The sequence below is a fragment of the Nannocystis pusilla genome (assembly GCF_026626665.1).
Lineage (GTDB): Bacteria > Myxococcota_A > Polyangia > Nannocystales > Nannocystaceae > Nannocystis > Nannocystis pusilla.
The window spans coordinates 9,986,466-10,004,336 of record NZ_JAPNKE010000002.1; the positions used below are offsets into that span (position 1 = coordinate 9,986,466).

The 17,871-nt window shown below is 71.8% G+C and carries 11 protein-coding genes and 3 tRNA genes; 8 read left to right on the forward strand and 6 right to left on the reverse strand.

Annotated features, from left to right (window positions below):
- Positions 1-7: 7 nt before the first annotated feature.
- The gene (locus OV079_RS44235; protein WP_267775854.1) at positions 8-1,366 is read right to left on the reverse strand and encodes a hypothetical protein; all 1,359 of its coding nucleotides are present in this window, start codon (positions 1,364-1,366) and stop codon (positions 8-10) included.
- Positions 1,367-1,656: 290 nt separating this feature from the next.
- On the opposite strand from OV079_RS44235, the gene OV079_RS44240 reads away from it, so the two are divergent.
- The 3 genes from OV079_RS44240 (at position 1,657) to OV079_RS44250 (ending at position 4,056) form a co-directional block, all read left to right on the forward strand.
- Positions 1,657-2,163: a hypothetical protein gene (locus OV079_RS44240; protein WP_267775856.1), complete on the forward strand. Its 507-nt coding sequence runs from the start codon at positions 1,657-1,659 to the stop codon at positions 2,161-2,163.
- Between the two features lie 169 nt (positions 2,164-2,332).
- Complete coding sequence (locus tag OV079_RS44245; RefSeq protein WP_267775857.1) at positions 2,333-3,199, forward strand: hypothetical protein; 867 nt, start codon at positions 2,333-2,335, stop codon at positions 3,197-3,199.
- The gene (locus tag OV079_RS44250; protein ID WP_267778790.1) at positions 3,169-4,056 is read left to right on the forward strand and encodes an OmpA family protein; all 888 of its coding nucleotides are present in this window, start codon (positions 3,169-3,171) and stop codon (positions 4,054-4,056) included. Before OV079_RS44245 ends, OV079_RS44250 begins: the two co-directional genes overlap by 31 nt.
- Positions 4,057-4,661: 605 nt before the next feature.
- Here the strand turns inward: OV079_RS44250 and OV079_RS44255 are convergent.
- Positions 4,662-5,024 (reverse strand): cupin domain-containing protein, encoded by a 363-nt coding sequence (locus tag OV079_RS44255; RefSeq protein ID WP_267775858.1) that lies wholly within the window; start codon positions 5,022-5,024, stop codon positions 4,662-4,664.
- A gap of 111 nt (positions 5,025-5,135) precedes the next feature.
- On the opposite strand from OV079_RS44255, the gene OV079_RS44260 reads away from it, so the two are divergent.
- Both OV079_RS44260 and OV079_RS44265 read left to right on the forward strand, forming a co-directional pair.
- A complete protein-coding gene (locus OV079_RS44260) occupies positions 5,136-6,008 on the forward strand; it encodes a CAP domain-containing protein (RefSeq protein WP_267775859.1) in 873 nt (290 codons plus the stop codon).
- Between the two features lie 36 nt (positions 6,009-6,044).
- Positions 6,045-8,333: a response regulator gene (locus OV079_RS44265; RefSeq protein WP_267775861.1), complete on the forward strand. Its 2,289-nt coding sequence runs from the start codon at positions 6,045-6,047 to the stop codon at positions 8,331-8,333.
- A gap of 131 nt (positions 8,334-8,464) precedes the next feature.
- Here the strand turns inward: OV079_RS44265 and OV079_RS56720 are convergent, their stop codons facing one another.
- Positions 8,465-10,231, reverse strand: coding sequence for a M61 family metallopeptidase (locus OV079_RS56720; RefSeq protein ID WP_267775862.1), 1,767 nt, complete (start codon positions 10,229-10,231; stop codon positions 8,465-8,467).
- Positions 10,232-10,716: 485 nt separating this feature from the next.
- On the opposite strand from OV079_RS56720, the gene OV079_RS44275 reads away from it, so the two are divergent.
- The 3 genes from OV079_RS44275 (at position 10,717) to OV079_RS44285 (ending at position 10,978) form a co-directional block, all read left to right on the forward strand.
- A tRNA-Cys gene (locus OV079_RS44275) sits at positions 10,717-10,787 on the forward strand.
- Between the two features lie 26 nt (positions 10,788-10,813).
- A tRNA-Cys gene (locus tag OV079_RS44280) sits at positions 10,814-10,884 on the forward strand.
- Positions 10,885-10,907: 23 nt separating this feature from the next.
- Positions 10,908-10,978: transfer RNA gene (locus tag OV079_RS44285), tRNA-Cys, on the forward strand.
- 207 nt (positions 10,979-11,185) lie between these two features.
- Here OV079_RS44285 and OV079_RS44290 read toward each other — a convergent pair.
- From OV079_RS44290 to OV079_RS44300, 3 genes are all read right to left on the reverse strand, one after another.
- Complete coding sequence (locus OV079_RS44290; protein ID WP_267775863.1) at positions 11,186-14,206, reverse strand: serine/threonine-protein kinase; 3,021 nt, start codon at positions 14,204-14,206, stop codon at positions 11,186-11,188.
- A gap of 174 nt (positions 14,207-14,380) precedes the next feature.
- Positions 14,381-15,667, reverse strand: coding sequence for a dicarboxylate/amino acid:cation symporter (locus tag OV079_RS44295; RefSeq protein WP_267775864.1), 1,287 nt, complete (start codon positions 15,665-15,667; stop codon positions 14,381-14,383).
- A 124-nt stretch (positions 15,668-15,791) separates the two neighbouring features.
- Entirely contained in the window at positions 15,792-17,771 is a 1,980-nt protein-coding gene (locus tag OV079_RS44300) for an IgGFc-binding protein (protein WP_267775865.1), read from the reverse strand.
- Positions 17,772-17,871 lie beyond the last annotated feature (100 nt).

The window sequence follows — 17,871 nt, forward strand, 5'->3', positions numbered from 1 at the left end:
CGGCGGGTCAGCCGCCCTCGGCGGCGAGCACCAGGAAGTCGAGCAGGATGTCGATCTTCTTGTCGGTGACGGTGAGGCCGGTGGCGTCGAAGACGATGTTCTGACCGTCGACCGCGAGCTCGTTGTAGTTGACGGTGATGCCGATCTGGTCGGCCAGGCTGCTCTTGAAGTGGTCGACGAGGCCCTTGTTCTCCTCGACCAGGTCCTGGTTGTCCTCGTAGAGCTCGCCGACGCCCTGGCCGCCCTCGAGCACGCGCAGCTCGTCGGTCGGGGTGACGGTGATGCGGTCCTGGATGCCGTCCGAGTCCTCGAGGCCGAGCCGCAGCACGCTGACCGCGTTGGCGTAGCCGCAGTAGTCGCCCTTGGTGCGCCACACGCGGAAGGTGACGTCGAGGTCGTTGGCGCCGATGGCGTTCTTGCCGAGGCCGGTGAGCGTGATGCCCTGCGCGCCGTCGGGGTCGGGGTTGCCCTCGTCGTCGTAGCGGCGCGGGATGACGTCCTCGGCGAGCATGCGCTCGGCCATGCCGAGCAGCAGGCCCGGGTGCATCTGCACCGCCATCATCGCGTCGCCGTCGAGCGCCTGGCCGACCTCGAGCGCGACGGCCTTGGGCAGGTCGAGGTTGGTCTGCATGCCCAGCGAGATGACGCCGGCCTCGGGGAAGATGGCGAACTGCTTGGCCGCGACCTTGACCGAGTTGGTGCCGATCGTCCACGGCTCGAACTTCATCAGCTGGACCGGCTCGGACTGCTCGCGGATGAGCTCGGTCATCTTGATCTCGAGCGCCTTCTCGAACTCGGGGTACTCCGAGGTGATGAAGCCCATCGCCGACATGGTGAGGTCGAGGATCGTCAGCTGGTCGTAGGCGGCCACCAGCGCGCTGGTGTCGCCCTCGAGCTGCTCGAGCCGCAGCGGGATGCTGATCTTCGACTTGCCGGTGCCGGCGAGCTGCGAGGTGCCGCCGTCGGTGACGGCCTGGACCGCGAAATCGACGGCGAAGATGACGCAGCGGCTGCACTTGTCGAGCTCGCTGGTCAGCTCGACCTCGGTCTTCTTGGGGACGATCTGCAGGTTGAGCCCGAACAGGGTGAGGTTGCCGCCGGCCACCGGGTTGGTGTCGCTGGTGATGCCCTTCAGCAGCTCGGCGATGCCGTTCTCGGAGATCACGAGCGCCATCGGGAAGCTGGCCTTCTCCGGGATCGCGTCGAGCAGCACGCCCTCGCGCGCGACGGTCTTCTCGAAGCCCTCCTGGTGATCGCTGCAGTCGAGCTCTTGCTGCTCCCCGCGCACGCACGACTCGAGGTCGCAGGCGGCGCACATGGCGAGGACGTAAGCGAGGCCGGTGGAGGCGAAGCGTCGATGGCTCATGGCAGAAGTTCCTTAAGGCAGGCGGGCTCGGGAGGCGAGTTTTGCCCGTGTGCGCGGGGGAGAGACGGGCGCGAGCAGGCGTCGGCGCAGCGGGCGTATGGCCCCAGGAGGCCCTGGGCTCCTCGATTTTGGCACCTTTTCGCCGCGAGTGACAAGCGAGGCGAGTCCGCGCGCATTCGCAGTCTACGGCCGAGGCCCATGACATTCGTGTCAGAGCGGGTGTGGTCCGGCCAACACAGGCGCCACAGGAACATTTGGTCGCCATGGCCGCCGCTGGTATGGTGCCCGAGATGACCCGGGCGCACCCCCTGCACCTCTCGGTTCGGGCCCTCGCGTGGGCTGCGGCCGCGGCGCTCGCCGGCGCGGCCTGCAACTCGGACGACCGCGAGCAGTTCCCCGGCTCGACGTCGGGGACGACCGAGGTCGACCCGACGGTGGTGCCGGAGTTCACCACGGCCGAGCCGATGGAGACGACGATGGCGCCGGAGCCCCCGCCGTCGCCGAAGAGCTGCCGCGACGCGATCGGGTGCGCACTCCAGTGCGCGATCATGATTCCCGATCCGACGCCGCCCGAGTACCCGTGGCAGGAGTGCTTCTTCACCAACTGCCTCGAAGAGATCAACTACGTCGAGTGGCTCAAGCTGTTCGACCTGACCGAGTGCGTGGTCGAGGCGTGCTCGGCGACCCCCGCGTGCATGGACGGCACCGACGAGTGCAACGGCTGCTACATCCAGAAGCTGGGCGGCACCAACCCGCCGCCGCCGGAGTGCCCGGACCAGGCGAACGCCTGCAAGTAGGGCCTCGCATGCGCCCGTGCCCCGGAGCCTTGCCCGCCAGCGCCTGTCGGCCGCTCGCCCGAGAGTCTGCTCGACCTGGTCTCCGGGACAGGTCGTCGAGCTCCGCTTCTGACCCCCATTTCTCCCGCTCTTCCTGTAACCTGGTCGCTAACACCTCCTCGGCCGCCGCATGACCCTGACTTCCAAGCCTCGCACCGCTGCTCTGATCCCCGCCGGCGTGCTGCTCTTCGCGGCCGCGGCCTCGCCCGAGGCCCTCGCGGCCGCCCAGGAGCCCGCGGCGCCGGCGACGGACGCGGCGCCGGCCGCCGAGTCGAGCGCGGCGCCGGCCGAGGCGAGCGCGGCGCCGGCCGAGGCGAGCGCACCGCCGGCCGCCCCCGCGAGCGCGGGTGCGCAGGCCAGCGCGGGCGCGGGCAAGGCCGAGGTCAAGGCCGACGCATCTGTCCCGAAGGCCAGGAAGTCCGGGCGGCGGCAGGCGCCCGACGGCGTGATCCTCGACGAGAAGACGGGCAAGGTCAAAGACACCCGCAAGTGGATCCACCGCTACTCGCCGGAGCGCCATTTGTTCGAGCTCGGGATCTTCGGCGGCCTCAACCTGCCGCCCGACGACCACGACCTCTACAAGCCGGTGCCCGGGCGGCCCGACGAGCACAAGGCGCTGTGGCGGCTGGGGCCGGCGGTCGGCGCCCGCGTCGGTTACTTCCCGCTGCGCATCTTCGGCGTCGAGGCCGAGTTCTCGGCGACGCCGACGTTCGTGCGCAACGTCCACAACAGCCCGGCGTTCGTCTACGGCCTGCGCGGCAGCGCGGTGCTGCATTGCCGTACCGCGTCACGCCGTTCTTGCTCGGCGGCTACGGCATGCTCGGCATCAGCTCGCCGGGCAACGGCCTCGGCAGCGACGTCGACCCGGCCGGCCACTGGGGCGGCGGCCTCAAGATCTTCATCTCGCGCATGGCGGCGTTCCGCGTCGACGCGCGCCACATCATCTCGGCCAAGGCGGCCAAGCCGATGCCGGCGTTCACCAGCCACGCGCAGGTGACCGTCGGCTTCAGCCTGGTGCTCGGGCGCGTGCGCCCGCAGCCGGCCCCGAAGGACCAGGACTGGGACAAGGACGGCGTGCTCAACGACGTCGACCAGTGCCCCAAGCTGGCCGGCGACCCGCCCGACGGCTGCCCGTCGATCGACTCCGACAACGACACCTTCCTCGACAAGGTCGACAAGTGCCCGTTCGAGGCCGGCGTGGCGCCCGACGGCTGCCCGCCGCCCGACACCGACAAGGACGGCATCATCGACGCCGACGACCAGTGCCCGACCGAGCCGTGGCCCGAGGCGCCCGGCTGCCCGCCGCCGCCCGACGCCGACGGCGACAAGATCATCGACAAGGACGACAAGTGCCCGATGCACCCGGAGTCGTACAACGGCTTCGAGGACAGCGACGGCTGCCCCGACAAGCTGCCCGAGAAGGCCAAGGAGTGGGACAAGCGACCGCTCGAGGGCATCAACTTCGAGACCCGCTCCGACAAGATCAAGAAGGGCTCGGAGAAGACGCTCGACGTGGCCGTCGCGGTGCTCAAGGAGTTCCCGAGCCTCAAGATCGAGATCCAGGGTCACACCGACGACGTCGGCGGCCGCGACTTCAACCTCGAGCTGTCGCAGCGCCGCGCCGACTCGGTCAAGCGCTACCTGGTCGAGCACGGCATCGAGGAGTCGCGCATCAAGACGACCGGCTTCGGCCCGGACAAGCCGATCGACCCGGCCAAGACGTCCAAGGCCCGCGCCAAGAACCGCCGCATCGAGTTCAAGGTGCTCATCGACCGGCCCGAGGGCGCTTCCTCGAGCGACGACGGCGACGCCCCGACGGCGACGCCGGCCCCGGCCACCGGCGGCGGCAAGTAGCGGGTCTGTCCCGCGGGACAGGTCGTCCCGCGGGCACCCAGCTGGCCCGCGGGACAGGTCGTCCTGCGGGCCGGCGACTCGCTCGTGCGACTGTCCCGCGGGACAGGTCGCTCGGCGAGCCGCGAACGCCCGGTCCCGGGCCGTTCTCGGCTCCGCCGCTCGCCACCCGCGCGTGAGGTCGTCCTGCGGGCCGGCGACTCGCTCCCGCGAATGTCCCGGGGGACAGGTCGTTCGGCGAGCCGCGAACGCCCGGTCCCGGGCCGCTCTCGGCTTCGCCGCTCGCCACCCGCTCATGAGGTCGTCCTCGGCCCGGCGACTCCGCTTCACTGGCCCGCGCTCGACGGTGCGGCCTGTCGGGTAGCTGTCGCCACGTCGGGCGGCGAGGTCTCGCGGCGCTCGCAGCGGACCCGGCGCCGATCGCCTGTCCTGGCGTCCCGCTTCACTGGCCCGCGCTCGACGGTGCGGCCCTTCGGGTCGCTGTCGCCACGCCGGGGCGGCGAGGTCTCGCGGCGCTCGCAGCGGACCGGCGCCGAGCGCCTGTCCGAGCGCACATGTTCCGAGTCACATGTCCTCACGGGCATGACCCGGAGGGCATGTTCGAACGGTCACGGGTCGCGGTGGACGGTGTCGGGCGAGAAGGCCGGCAGGCACACCGCGATGTACTCGGCGCCCTCGTCGCCGGGCGTGCTGTAGCGGACGTGCTCGCCGCCGCGGACCAGGACGGCCTGGCCGGCGCCGACGTCGAGGGTGCCGCCGTCGTGCTCGACCCGCAGGGTGCCGCGCAGGACCAGCGAGTACTCGTCGAATTCGGGCCGCTGGCCGCGCTCCTGCCAGCCCGCGGGCGAGCGCATGTGGGCGATGCTGACGGCGGTGGCGTGGGTGTTGACGCGGCCGACGTACTCGTCGATGAGCTTGGGCGGTTCGCCGTCGGCGACGACGCGCGTGGGCTGGGCGATGAGCTTGGGCATGGGGGAGGTTACCCGGAGGGACGCGCGCCAGATGTCGTCCGCAGGCCCCAAGCATGCGTCGCGGATGACGAGGGCTTGAGGCGAGCGCGACGCGGAGGCTAAGGTCGGAGCATGCTCAGTTCGCTTCGCGTCTCGGCGGTGGTGCTCGCGGTCCTGGTCGCCGGCTGTTACTCGGGGATCGGCGCCGACGAGACCGCGCCGATCTCCGGCTCGACCGACGGCGGCGGCGGCGGCACGGAGATCGGCGAGAGCGGCGGCGCCAGCGACGGCGGGAGCGGCGGGTCGATGTCGGGCGCGCAGACCGATCCCGGCACCACCACGGACGACGACGGCACCACCTCGCCCGCCGCGACCACCGGCGGAGGGCCCGCCACCGACACCACGCCGACCACCGGGTCGGATGTGACCACCGGTCCGGAGCCCGGCACCGGCACCACGAACGATCCCTCCGCCGGCACCACCGACCCCGGCACCACCTCGACGTCCACCACCGGCGAGCCTGCGAACCCCGACGTCCCCGACGGCGTGCCCTACTGCGAGCCGGCCAAGGCCTGGGATCCGGCCTGGAAGCAGCTGGAGGAGGACGTCCTGGTGCTGGTCAATCAGAGGCGGGCGGAGGGCGCGAACTGCGGCGCGGAGGGCACGTTCGGGCCCGCGGGCCCGTTGACGATGGACCCGGCCCTGCGGTGCGCGGCGCGCATGCACTCCAAGGACATGAACGACCGCGCCTTCTTCGACCACACCAACCCGGACGGCGAGCCGCCCTGGGACCGGATGGGCAAGGCGGGTTATGGCAACTACAGCAACGCCGGCGAGAACATCGCCGGCGGGTCGCCCGACGCGGCCGGAACGATGGACCAGTGGATGAACAGCGCCGGCCACTGCGCGAACATCATGAACCCCGACTTCGAGCACATCGGCGTCGGGTACTACCCCGGCGGTGAATGGGGCCACCTGTGGACGCAGGTGTTCGGGGCGAAATAGCCCGCGCGTAGCATTTTTGCCGCGCGTCCGGCTACCATGTGCCCGTCCGGGCATGCCGAACCTCGTGAGCGCGAGCTTTCCCGCCTCCTCGATCTCTCGAGCGATTGGCTGGCCATCCTCGGCCCCGCCGGCGATCTGCAGGCGGCCAACGTCGGCCTCCGGCAGCTGTTCGGCGGTCCGCCGCTCGGCATGTTGTTCGTCGAGCTGCTGCGCCCGGTCGACCAGCCGGCGTGGGTCGACGCCTGGCGCCGCGCGTGCGCGGGCGAGACGGCCCGCGTCGTCTGTCGCCCGCGGGCCGGCGAGCTGGCTGTCGCTTGGACCATGGTCCAAGAGCCAGGTTGCGAAGAGGTGTGCGTGGTCGGGCGCCCGGCCGAGGACCCGCGTGCGCTGCAGGGCGAGGTGCTGCGCAGCGTGGTCGCCAACGTGCCGATCGTGCTGTTCGCCACCGACGCCCGCGGGGCGCTGCTGCTGCTCGAGGGGCGCGGGCTGCAGGCGCTGGGGCTGGAGCCGCGCGGCTACCTCGGCGAGCCGGTGTACGAGGTGTTCGCCGGCCTGCCGGCGCTGCTCGACGGGGTGCGGCGGGCGCTCAAGGGCCTGAGCTTGCGCGGGGTGTTCGAGTTCACCGACCGCCACTTCGAGACGTGGACGGCGCCGTTCCACGACTCGCACGGGACCCAGCTGGGGGCGATCGGGGTGGCGACCGACATCAGCGAGAGCGTGCGCTCGGAGCGGCGGCTGCGCGAGCTGAACGAGAAGCTCGAGGTGGCCCGCGACGAGGCGATCGAGGCCAGCCGGGCCAAGAGCGCCTTCCTGGCCAACATGAGCCACGAGCTGCGCACGCCGCTCAACGCGATCATCGGCTACTCGGAGATCGTGCTCGAGGAGCTGCGCGGGCATCGCGACCAGGTCGGGGTCGACGTGCAGAAGATCCACGGCGCCGGCAACCACCTGCTCGGGATCATCAGCGACATCCTCGACCTGTCGAAGATCGAGGCCGGCCGCATGGAGCTGCACATCGAGACGTTCTCGGTGCAGAGCATGCTGAACGACGTGTGCAACACGGCGCAGCGGCTGATGGCGCAGAACGGCAACGCGTTCGACCTGCACCTCGCCGAGGAGCTCGGCGACATGACGGCCGACCTGACCAAGGTGCGGCAGGTGCTGTTCAACCTGCTCAGCAACGCGGCCAAGTTCACCGAGAACGGGCGCATCGCGCTCGAGGTGCGGCGCCTGCCGAGCGCCGCGGCCGAGGCCGGCGAGCCGCGCGACCGCAGCCAGGACTGGTTCGAGTTCGTGGTCGCCGACAACGGCATCGGCATGTCGGCCGAGCAGACGAACCGGCTGTTCCAGACGTTTTATCAGGGCGACTCGTCGACCACCCGCAAGTACGGCGGCACCGGCCTCGGCCTGGCGATCAGCCGCCGCTTCTGCCAGATGATGGCCGGCGAGATCGCGGTCGAGAGCATCCCGGGCACGGGGTCGACCTTCCGCGTGCGCCTGCCGGCGCGGGTGATCGGCTCGAGCCTGCCGGCGGAGGAGGGCTCGCGCGAGCCGAGCCTGCCGCTCGGGCCGCGCAACGACTCGGCGCCGCAGGCGATGCTCGTCATCGACGACGACCCCAACGTCTACGACCTGATGGAGCGGATCTTGAGCCGCGAGGGGCTCGAGGTCTACGGCGCGGCGACCGGCAAGGAGGGCCTGGCGCTGGCCAAGCGGCTCAAGCCGGTGGTGATCGCGCTCGACATCATGATGCCCGGGATGGACGGCTGGGCGGTGCTGCAGGCGATCCGCGCCGACCCGGACCTCAAGGGCACGGCGGTGGTGGTGGTCAGCATGCTCGACGAGAAGCCGCTCGGGCTGGCGCTCGGGGCCGACGACTACCTGACCAAACCGCTGCGCCGCGAGCAGCTGGTGGCCAGCATCCAGCGGCTGGTGCCGGTGCGCGACGGCTACATCCTGGTGGTCGAGGACGACGAGGGCCTGCGCGAGCTGCTGCAGCGCACCCTGCTCGAGGAGGGCTGGTCGGTGCGCGTGGCCAGCACCGGGCCGCAGGCGCTCGAGATGATCGAGAAGAGCCGCCCGGGCCTGATCCTGCTCGACCTGAAGATCCCCGAGCTCGACGGCTACGAGGTGCTGCAGCGGATCCGCAGCCGCCCCGAGTTCGTGCGCGTGCCGGTCGCGGTGATGACGGCCCAGGAGCTGGCCCGCGACGACTGGGAGCGCCTCGGCGGCCGCGTCGAGCAGGTCATCCAAAAAGGAATGTACTCGCGCAACCGCCTGATGCGGGAGATCCGCCGCCTCGCGGCGCACTTCGTCCGGCGCTGAGCTGGCGCGGGGGACATGCTCCGAAGGGCATGTCCCGAGCGGCATGCTCGATCGGGCATGCCCATTCGGGCATGTTTTAAGAGACATGCCCGGACGACGGGCGCGGCGGCGACGACGGCCCTGGCGCGCGGTCAGGCGCCGGACAGCTCGCGGACGCAGGCGGCGCGGCGCTCCGGCGTGAGGCCCGGGGCGAGCTCGAGCTGCTGCAGCGGGATCTCCTTGTCGCCCTCGGGCTTGAAGCGGATCACGCGCTCGCGCTTGCCGTCGCGCACGCGCAGCACGTAGGGGACGGTCGAGTCGCCCGGCTTGCCGTCGCGCTCGAGGATCGTCATGCCGTCGCGCAGGCCGGCGCGCCAGGCGGCCGAGCCCTTGCGCAGGCCGGCGACGCGGCCGGCGGCGGCGGTGGCGTCGACGTCCCAGCCGCGCTCGAAGTCGCGGCGGACGCTGTCGACGACGCGGACGCACGGGCCGAACACGTCGGCGGGCATGCGGATCGCGGTGCCCTGGCCGACGAAGCGCTCGAGGTCGGCGGCGATGTCGGGGCCGCCGAGCTCGCGGTAGACCGGCGGGAACACGCTGGCGGCGTCGGGGGCGAACTTGACGGGCGAGGCCTGGACCTTGGCGCGCATGGCCTTCAGGACATCGTCGAGGTCGCGCGCGCCGGCGGTGGCCTGGCGCAGGCGCTGCTCCCAGATCGCGGCGAGCAGCGGGCCGCGGCGGTAGGGCAGGCGGCTCACTTTGTGGTCGTTCCAGTAGTCGGCGACGATGCGCGCGTTGGGCTCGTCGCGCACGGGCGAGGTCCAGTACTCGACGAGCGCCTCGTTCCAGGCGGTGACGAAGTCCTCGAGGCTGTAGATGCCGGCGCGCAGGAGGAGGCGCCAGGTGTAGAACTCGGTGAAGCCCTCGGCGAACCACTTGCCGGCGCCCTCGGCGGTGCCGTCGGCCTGGCCGCCGAGCTGGCGCGCGTTCCAGGTGTGGAAGTACTCGTGGGCGAGGAGGTGGCGCAGGTCGGCGATCGTCGCGTTCTCGGCGACGGTGAGCGTGAAGGCGTCGGAGCGGCCGGTGCCGCCGTAGGTCATGCTGCCTTCGACCCGCTCCTGCGGCGCGAGGGTGATGAGGAACGGGGCGTCCTTGTCGCCCCAGAACTCGCGCTGGGAGGCGATGACGGCCAGCGAGAGGTCGAAGAAGGCGTCGTGTGTGAAGTCGTAGTCGCCGAGGATCGCCACGCGCACCTGGCCATTGGCGCGGGTGCGCAGACCGGGGCCGCCGATGACGACGCTCTCGATGACGTCGCCGACGACGCCGGGGCGCGCGCCTGCCAGGTGCTCGAGGTCGCTGGCGAACTGGAAACCCGCCGGGGCGTCGCGCCACACGAAGGTCGCGGGGTCGTCCTCGCGGCCCTCGGGGTAGGCGAACAGGGCCTCGCCGAACACGTCGAACCAGGTGGGCCGGATGATCGGCAGGAACGGCTGGCCGTCCAGCGCGGTCGGGTCGCGGTCGAAGCCGGAGACGACGCGGTAGCGGACGACCAGCGGGGCGTTCGGGGCGGCGGTGAGCGGACGAATAGAAGGATCGTCGTCGGCGCCGACGGTGGCGCCCTCGACGGTGAAGTCGCGCAGGAGGGTCCACAGCTCGCGGGCGGTGCCCCAGTGGTCGGGCAGCTTGAGGCGCGTGAGGCCGTCGGCGTCGCCGCGCAGGCGCACCTCGACCTGCAAGGCGACGAGGGCGTCCTTCTCGAACACCGGCGAGAGGGCGTAGGCGACGGGCTCGGGCTTAGAGGCAGGGGCGGCTGCGGGCTGCGGCTCGGGGGCCGGGTTCGGAGCAGGACGCGGGGCGCTGCAGGCGAGGGCGAGGGCGAGGTGCGAGAGGAGAGCGAGCGCGAGCGAGCGGCGAGGCACGGGCGCGCACAGTAACGGGGGCGCGCGGGCGACTCAAGCGGCGGGGGATGCGGACGCTGCCGGCTGGCTGCAATGGCGAATCTTCAGAGTGCGCCGCGCGGGGCTGCGGCGAAAAAATGCGTCGAGCGGCAATCGTAGGAGTTGACGCGCCGGCGAGCCGGTGGTATTTCATTCGCATCATGACCCCTGCCGCCAACATCGCACCGTCGCCGCGCGCGCTTCCAGCCGCGGCTGGCGACGTCGTTGTGTTGTTGTCGGCCCTGAGGCGCGGCTCGGTCCGAGCTGCAGGCACAATTGCCCTGAATCAGGGAATCGGCCCACGGGCCCGGCCTTCACGCGTGGACGAGGTGTCCGTGGCCGGCTCCGCCCGGTGCGACTCGGTGCATTCGCTTGCGAATGCCGTGTCCATGACCGATCCGCGGTCGCATGATTGCTGCCGGCGATTCGTCGCGGCAATGTATGCATCATTGCTGATTCCAGCTTCAGGTCCCGTGTCCGAGTGGCCAGGTGCCCGCCTGCAAAGCGGGTCAGTCGGGTTCGAATCCCGACGGGACCTTTAATATAATAGAGGGAGAGAAGAGCGGTCTCGTGTCCGAGTGGCCAGGTGCCCGCCTGCAAAGCGGGTTAGTCGGGTTCGAATCCCGACGGGACCTTCAATTGAGGGAGAGGAAAAAGTGGTCTCGTGTCCGAGTGGCCAGGTGCCCGCCTGCAAAGTGGGTTAGTCGGGTTCGAATCCCGACGGGACCTTTGATTGAGGGAGAGAAGAGCGGTCAGGTGCCCGCCGCTCGCGCGGCGTTGATGGCTCTTGAGACATGTTTTTAAGGGCATGTCTTTGCGGGCTACCGTTCCAGCGCGTCGAACCGGCGGGGCTCGCGGCCTCGCCGGCTCGACAAATGCGACGGCCGCCGCGCTGACGGGCAGCGGGCGGCCAGGCGAGGGCGGTGAGGACCGCGCTCAGAGGGTGATGCCGTTGCCGGCGCAGGCGCTGTAGACCGCGCTGCGGCGGGCGCCGGTGAGCTGGTCGGCGGCCGACTTGGCGTTGTCGGCGTTGCCGGCCTTGCAGGCGGACACGCCCATGAGCTCGATGGCCTCCTGCGTGCGCGCGAGGGCGTTGGCCTGCTTGGCGAGGCTGTAGGCGAGCGGGTGGTTGCCCTGCTGCGCGGCCTGGCGGGCGCGGTCGAGGGTGTCCTTGGCCTTGGTGGCGGGGTCGTCGGCGGCGGGCTTGGGCGCGGGCGCAGGCGTGGGGTTCGTGGCCGCAGGCGTGGGCGCAGGCCCGGGGAGCGAGGTGCCGGCCTCGGCGGCCTTCTTGTAGGCCTCTTCCTGGGCCTTCTTGGCCTCCATGTGCTTGCGGACCTGATCGAACAGATCCTCCTCTTCCTCCTCGGGCTCGGCGGCCTTGGCCCGCTTCTTCTTCTTCTTCTTCGGCTCTTCGGTCTCGACGTCGGCGGGGGGCGGCTCAGGGTCGGCGGGCGGCGCGACGATCGGGACCGGATCCGGCGGCGGCGGCTCGACCTTGGTCGGGGTCGGCGGGGGCTCGGCTTTCACCGGCGGGGCGGGCTTGGGCTCGACCTTGGCCGGCGGCGGGGGGACGGCGCGGTTGCCCTGCGGGGCCAGCTCCGGCTCGGTCTGGATGTACGCGGCGGCGCCCGCGGCCAGAGCGGCGCCGAGGCCGATGATGGCGACCCACGGGGTCTTGCGCTTGGGCAGCTCGGCGATGATCGACTCGGTCGGCCGCAGCTCGGCGCTCGAGGTGAGGCGCTCGCCCGACTGCGACTGCCGCAGCGCGGCGGCCCGCAGCGCGTCCGGATGGACGTCGGCGGCCGCGACCCGGCGAGCGCTCATCGAGGCGGTCGGCGGGAGCTCGTCTGGCTGAGAGGACAGGGCCGCAGGGACAGCCACGATCTCGGCGGCCGGCGCCCGCGCGCGGCCCGAGTCGGCGGGCGCCGGGGCGCGGACCGAGTCGGCGGGCGCGGGGGCGCGGATCGAGTCGGCGGGGGCCCGCATCGAGTCGTGGAGGACCGAGGCGCGCATCGACTCGCTCGCGGTGGCGCGAGCCGAGTCGCCGGGCGCGGGGATCCGGACGATCTCGGCGGGACGCGGGGCCTCGACGGGCCTGTCCGAAGGGGCAGGTGGAGGCGGCGCCGCGGTGACCGGCGCCGGGACAGGCGGAGGCGGCGGCTCGGCGGCGACGGGCGCAGGAGTGACGGGCGCAGCGGCGGCGGGCGCAGGCGTGACGGGCGCGGCAGCGACGGGTGCAGGAGTGACGGGCGCGGCGACGGCAGCAGCGACTGCGGCGGCGACGGGCTCGGCAGCGACGGGCGTCGCAGGAGTGGGCTCGGCAGCAGCGGGAGCGACGGGTGCAGCAGCGACGGGCGCAGCAGCGACGGGCGCAGCAGGAACGGGCTCGGCCGCTGCGGGGGCGGGAGTGACGGGCGCAGCAGCGACAGCAGCGGCGGGCGCAGCAGGAGCGGGCTCGGCAGCAGCCGGCGCAGGAGCGGCGGGCTCAGGAGCGACAGGCGCCGCGGCGGGCGGAGGCGGAGGCGGCGTGGGCTCGGGCTCCGCGGCGAAGGGCGGGGGCGGAGGCACGGGCGCCTCTGCGGGCGGCGTGGGCTCGGCGGCCTTCTCGGCTGTCCCTTCGGACATGGCCGGAGAGGCAGGCGCGGCGGCGACCGGTTCGGACGGCTTGCGCTGCGAGGGGATCAGCGTCGGCACCGCGATCGACGGCGGACGCCGCGGACCGACGGGAGGCGGCGGCGCGATCGAGGCCGGCGGAGGCGGGGGCGGACCCGGCGGGGTGGCCGGGGCGTCGATCAGCCCGCGCATCACCACGGACGGGGCGATCTTCGCCGGCGCGGTGCTGGGGAGCGGGTGCGCCTCCTCGACGGCGGCCCCGGCGGCGGCGGCCGAGCTGACCGGAGGGACAGGTGCGGACAGGTTGTCCGAAGAGACAGGTAGCGTCGAGGCCAGCGGCTTGGGCGGGGCCGGCGGATGCGGGGGCGGCGTGGGGGCCGGGGCCGGCTCGGCGGCGACGGCAGCGGCCACCGCCGGCGTCCCGGCCTCGTCGGCGGGGATCGCCGACAGCGCGGCGACGAAGGCCTCCATGCTCGGGTGGCGATCGGCGGGCGACTTGGCCAGCGCCTTGAGCACGACCTCCTCGACCGCGGCCGGGATCTCGGCGTCGGGCGCGGCCTGCCGCAGCGGCATCGGCGTGGCGTGCAGGTGCTGCGCGACCAGGCGGATCGGGTTGGTGTCGTTGAACGGCACCTTCCCGGTCAAGAGCTCGTAGGCGATGATGCCGAACGAGTAGACGTCGGTGCGGATGTCGATCGGCTCGCCGCAGCCCTGCTCGGGCGCGGCGTAGCGGGCCATCTGCACCCCGACCTCGCCGGCGCTCGGGCCGAGGTTGGTGGCGATGTGCTCGAGCACCGCCGTGCTCACGATCTTGATCGCCTCGTTCTTCGGCCGGTTGCGGACCGCGTAGCAGTGCTGCGCCTGCAGCGTGCCGAGGACGATGCCCTGCTCGTGCAGGGCCTGCAGGAGCTGGCTCAGGCGAATGAAGAGGTGGCGGGCGCGAGACCACGGCAGCCGACCGCCTCGCTCGAGCATCGCCGACAGGTGGTCGCCGTCGAGGAAGTCGGTGACGATGAACAGCTCGCCCTCGAGGGTCATGCCGACGTCGAAGGCATCGACGAGGTTGACCAACGCATCAGGCTGCTGCTGCTGGATCTTGACGTTGCGGTCGATGCGAGCGCGGATCCGCGAGACCAATGCAGGGTTCTGCGCGAGGCTCGGGACGAGGATTCGCACCGCCACCGGGCGGTTCATCAAGAGGTCGTCGGCGCGGTAGACCGCGCCGGTCGAACCCTGACCGATGGATTGGGTGATCCGGTAGCGGTTGGCCAGCAGCACGCCGAGAAGCGCAGAACGAGGCTTCCACGCGGCGACATCGCCAGCCTGCTCGAGAAGGGGCGCCATGGAGCACTAACATACCCGAGTTCTGTGGGCCCCGACGACTGGGCCCGCCACTCGACCTCGCGGTTTCGATGTGCGATCGAGTGCGCGCGCCTGGCGGCGGCGCGGCTCCGGGCCGGCCCGAGCCGCGCGGGGGTGGGGGACAAGGGCCGCACCCACGCGAGGTGCGAGGCGGGCTCACCTGTCTGCAGGAACAGCTTTCTTCAGATAGTCGGGGCTCCACAGGCCTTCGCTGCGGGCGACGAAGGCGGCGGCGACGTGGTCGCCGAGGACGTTCACGGCGGTGCGCGCCATGTCGAGGATCCGATCGATGCCGATGATGACGGCGATCCCTTCGCCCGGGACGCCGAACATGGTCAGCATGCCGACCAGCAAGGGGATCGATCCGCCGGGGACGGCGGCGGCGCCGATCGAGGTGAGCACCGCCATGGCGATCACGACGGCCATCTGGCCGAGGCTGAGCGTCACCCCGAACACCTGGCACAGGAAGATCACCGTGATGCCCTCGAACAGGGCGGTGCCGTTCATGCACATGGTGGCGCCGAGCGGATAGACGAAGCCGCAGATCCGCGGCGGTATGCCGAGGTTTTGCTGGCCGACGAGGAGGTTGGTCGGCAGGGTGGCGCTGCTCGAGGAGGTCGAGAACGCGGTGACCAGGGCGGCGCGGATCCGGGAGAGGAAGATCCGCGGGCTGACGCCGACGACGCCGCGGATCACGAGGCCCATGGTGCCGACGGCGTGCAGCGCGAGGGCGAACAGGACCAGGCCGACGTACACGCCGAGCGGGGCGAGCAGGGCGAAGCCGAACAGGGCGGTGACGCCGAAGATCAGGCCGGCCACGCCGTAGGGCGCGATCTTCATGGCCATGTCGACGATCGCCGAGATGACGTCGGCGAGCGCCTCGAGGAAGCCGAGCATGGTCTTCTGGCGGTCCTCGCGGATGAGGGTGATGCCGGCGCCGAACATCAGGCCGAAGAAGATCACGCCGAGCATGTCGCCGTGGACGGCCGAGGCGAGCGGGTTGCGGGTGACGATGCCGACGAAGGTCTCGACGCCGAAGGCGGTCGGGGCGGGCGGCGGGCCGCTGTTGCGCGCGTACTGGGCGACGAGCTCGTCGCGCACGGCGGGCGAGACGTAGGCGCCCGGGTCGACGACGCTGACGAGGAAGAGGCCGAGAGCGGAGGCGAGCGCGGTGGTGATCAAGAAGAAGGCGAGGGTCTTGACGCCCATGCGCCCGGCGCGGCGGATGTCGCCGACCCCGGCGACGCCGAGGGCGATCGAGGCGAACACCAGCGGCATCACCACCATCGACAACATGCGCAGGAAGACCTGCCCGAGCGGTCCGGCGACGTATTTCAGCGCGAACTGGACGACGCCATGGTCGGCGCCGAGGCCGAGGTTGGCGCCGAGGCCGAGGGCCGCACCGACCGCGAGGCCGAGCAAGATCCGGGTGTGCAGCGGCATGTGGGGCGCATGGTAGGACATGCGGACCCATCCGCGCGCATGGAGGCGCGATTCGTCGCGGTCGGCGGCGGAAAATCCGCCGCCCCGCGGGCGGGCGCGGGCCGGAGGCGGGCCCGCCGAGCGCTCAGCCCGGCGCGATCTCCTTCAGCGCCATGCCGCCCGGGTAGGCGTACGAGGCGCCCTGGGCCTCGCCGACGACGATGACGCCGAAGGTGGTGGTCTTGGCCGAGGCGGTGTTGGTGCCCGGCTCGCAGTTGACCTCGCCGGGGTTGATGTTGACGGTGGCGGTGACGTACTGCGTGCCGGCGATCTGCTGCCAGTGATCGGCGGGCACGAGGCCGCCGAGGCAGCCGAGCTCGACGTTGTTGTTCATCGCCTTGCGGACGAGGCGGACGTTGTCGTTGGCGTACGAGCTGTCGACCAGGAACACGTAGTCGCCGAGCCACTGCTCGGTCGGGACCATGAGGACCATCGAGGGGTCGCCGGGGTTGCCGTCGGCCGGCACGCCGGGGGCCTCGGAGCCGTACATGTAGCCGGCGACGAGGATCGGGTTGTTGCTCTGGATGCGGAAGTCGCCGCTGGCGTTGGATTGGAGGAAGCCGCCGGCGGGGATGGTCTGGGTCGCCTCGCCCAGGCCCTCGGGCTTGGGCGTGAAGGTGACGGTGGCGCCGGTCTCGCGCGCGAGCACTCGCCAGTACATGTCCTCGGTGCCGCGGGCCGGGCTGCGCAGGCCGATGTACTCGACGCCCCACGTCTCGACCGGGAAGATCTGCTCCTCGAGGTGGTCGCAGAAGCTGACCTGCTTGTTCGGCACCTGGCCGCACGAGTGGCCGCCGAACACCGCGACCGGCTTGTCGGCGACGATCTCCGAGCCGGTGGTGTCGCCGGCGTTGGTCTGCAGCTGGATGTAGTCGTAGCGGTCGAGCGTGATCTCGGTGGGCACGCCCTTGAGCATCGGCGGCATGCCGTTCTGCCCGCCGACGACGTTGACCGTCGGCTTGAGCGAGACCGTGGTGCCGTCGGCGGTGGCGACCACGACCAGCGAGGAGCCGCTGCCGAGGCCCTCGCCCCACGCGAGGTGGAAGTAGCGGGTGCCGAGCGCGTGGGTCGGGAGCAGCAGCGAGGCGTCGGTGGTGAAGGCGAGCGCGCCGCCGAGCGGGTTGAACTGGGTGGCGACGATCGGCAGGTCGGAGACGACGCGGAAGGCCCGGCCGAGGGCGATGCCGGAGCCGGTGAAGCCGGCGTCGCCGGGGTAGTAGCCGGTCTGGTTGTTGCTGCTGCCCGACAGCAGGAAGGTCCGGACCTGGCGCGGTGCGATCACGCCGGTCAGCAGCTTCTGCTCGGCGTCGTTCTTGTTGCCGTCGAAGATCTCGACGTTGACCGACTCGGTGGCGCTCGGGTTGGAGACGGCGACGGCGTAGACGAAGGCGTCGCGCGGCGGGACGTTGGCCATGTCGACCGCCCAGAACTCGCAGCCGAGGCTCGACTGCCGCTTGGCCACCACGGCGCACGCGGGCTGGCAGGAGCCCATGTCGGGGTCGCACAGCTCGTCGCCGTCGCACGGCTCGGGCGGGTCGAAGCCGGTGCCGTGGTCGTTGCAGGTCTGGCGGGTGTTCTGGTCGGTGCAGGTCTGCTCGCCGGGGGTGCAGATCACGGCGCTGCAGGTCGCGGTCGCCTCGTCACACGCCTGGTCTTCGGGACATGTGACTCGCTCGGGCAGCAGGCAGCCGCAGGTCTCGATCGTCATCGCGTCGGCGCAGGTCGGCGGGGCGACGCAGTCGCACGGCTGGCACGATGTCGCGCCGTCCTGGCAGCCGAAGCCGTCGGGGCAGGCGTCGGGGATCCAGAGGCCGCCGACGCAGATCTGGTGCTGCTCGCCGTCGCACCGCTCGCCGGGGCCGTCGCACGTGGGCGCGGCGGTGGTCGGCTCGCTGGTCGGGCCGGCGGTGCTCGTGGTGGTCGAGGTGCCGGTGGTGTCGATCGTGGCGGTGGTGGTCGCGGTGGTCGCCGTCGACTCACTCTCGGTCTCGGCCGGGGTGTACGGTCCCGGACAGCCGGCCAGGGCGAGGGCCAGGGTCGGACAGGCGAGCCGGGGTAAGGTCATGGTTCGATGGTGCCGCGGTCGCCACGGCCCGACAAGATCCAGGCGGACACCAGGGTCCGCGCCTGCGCGCCCGGGATCGGCCCGAGCCCTCGTATGTCCT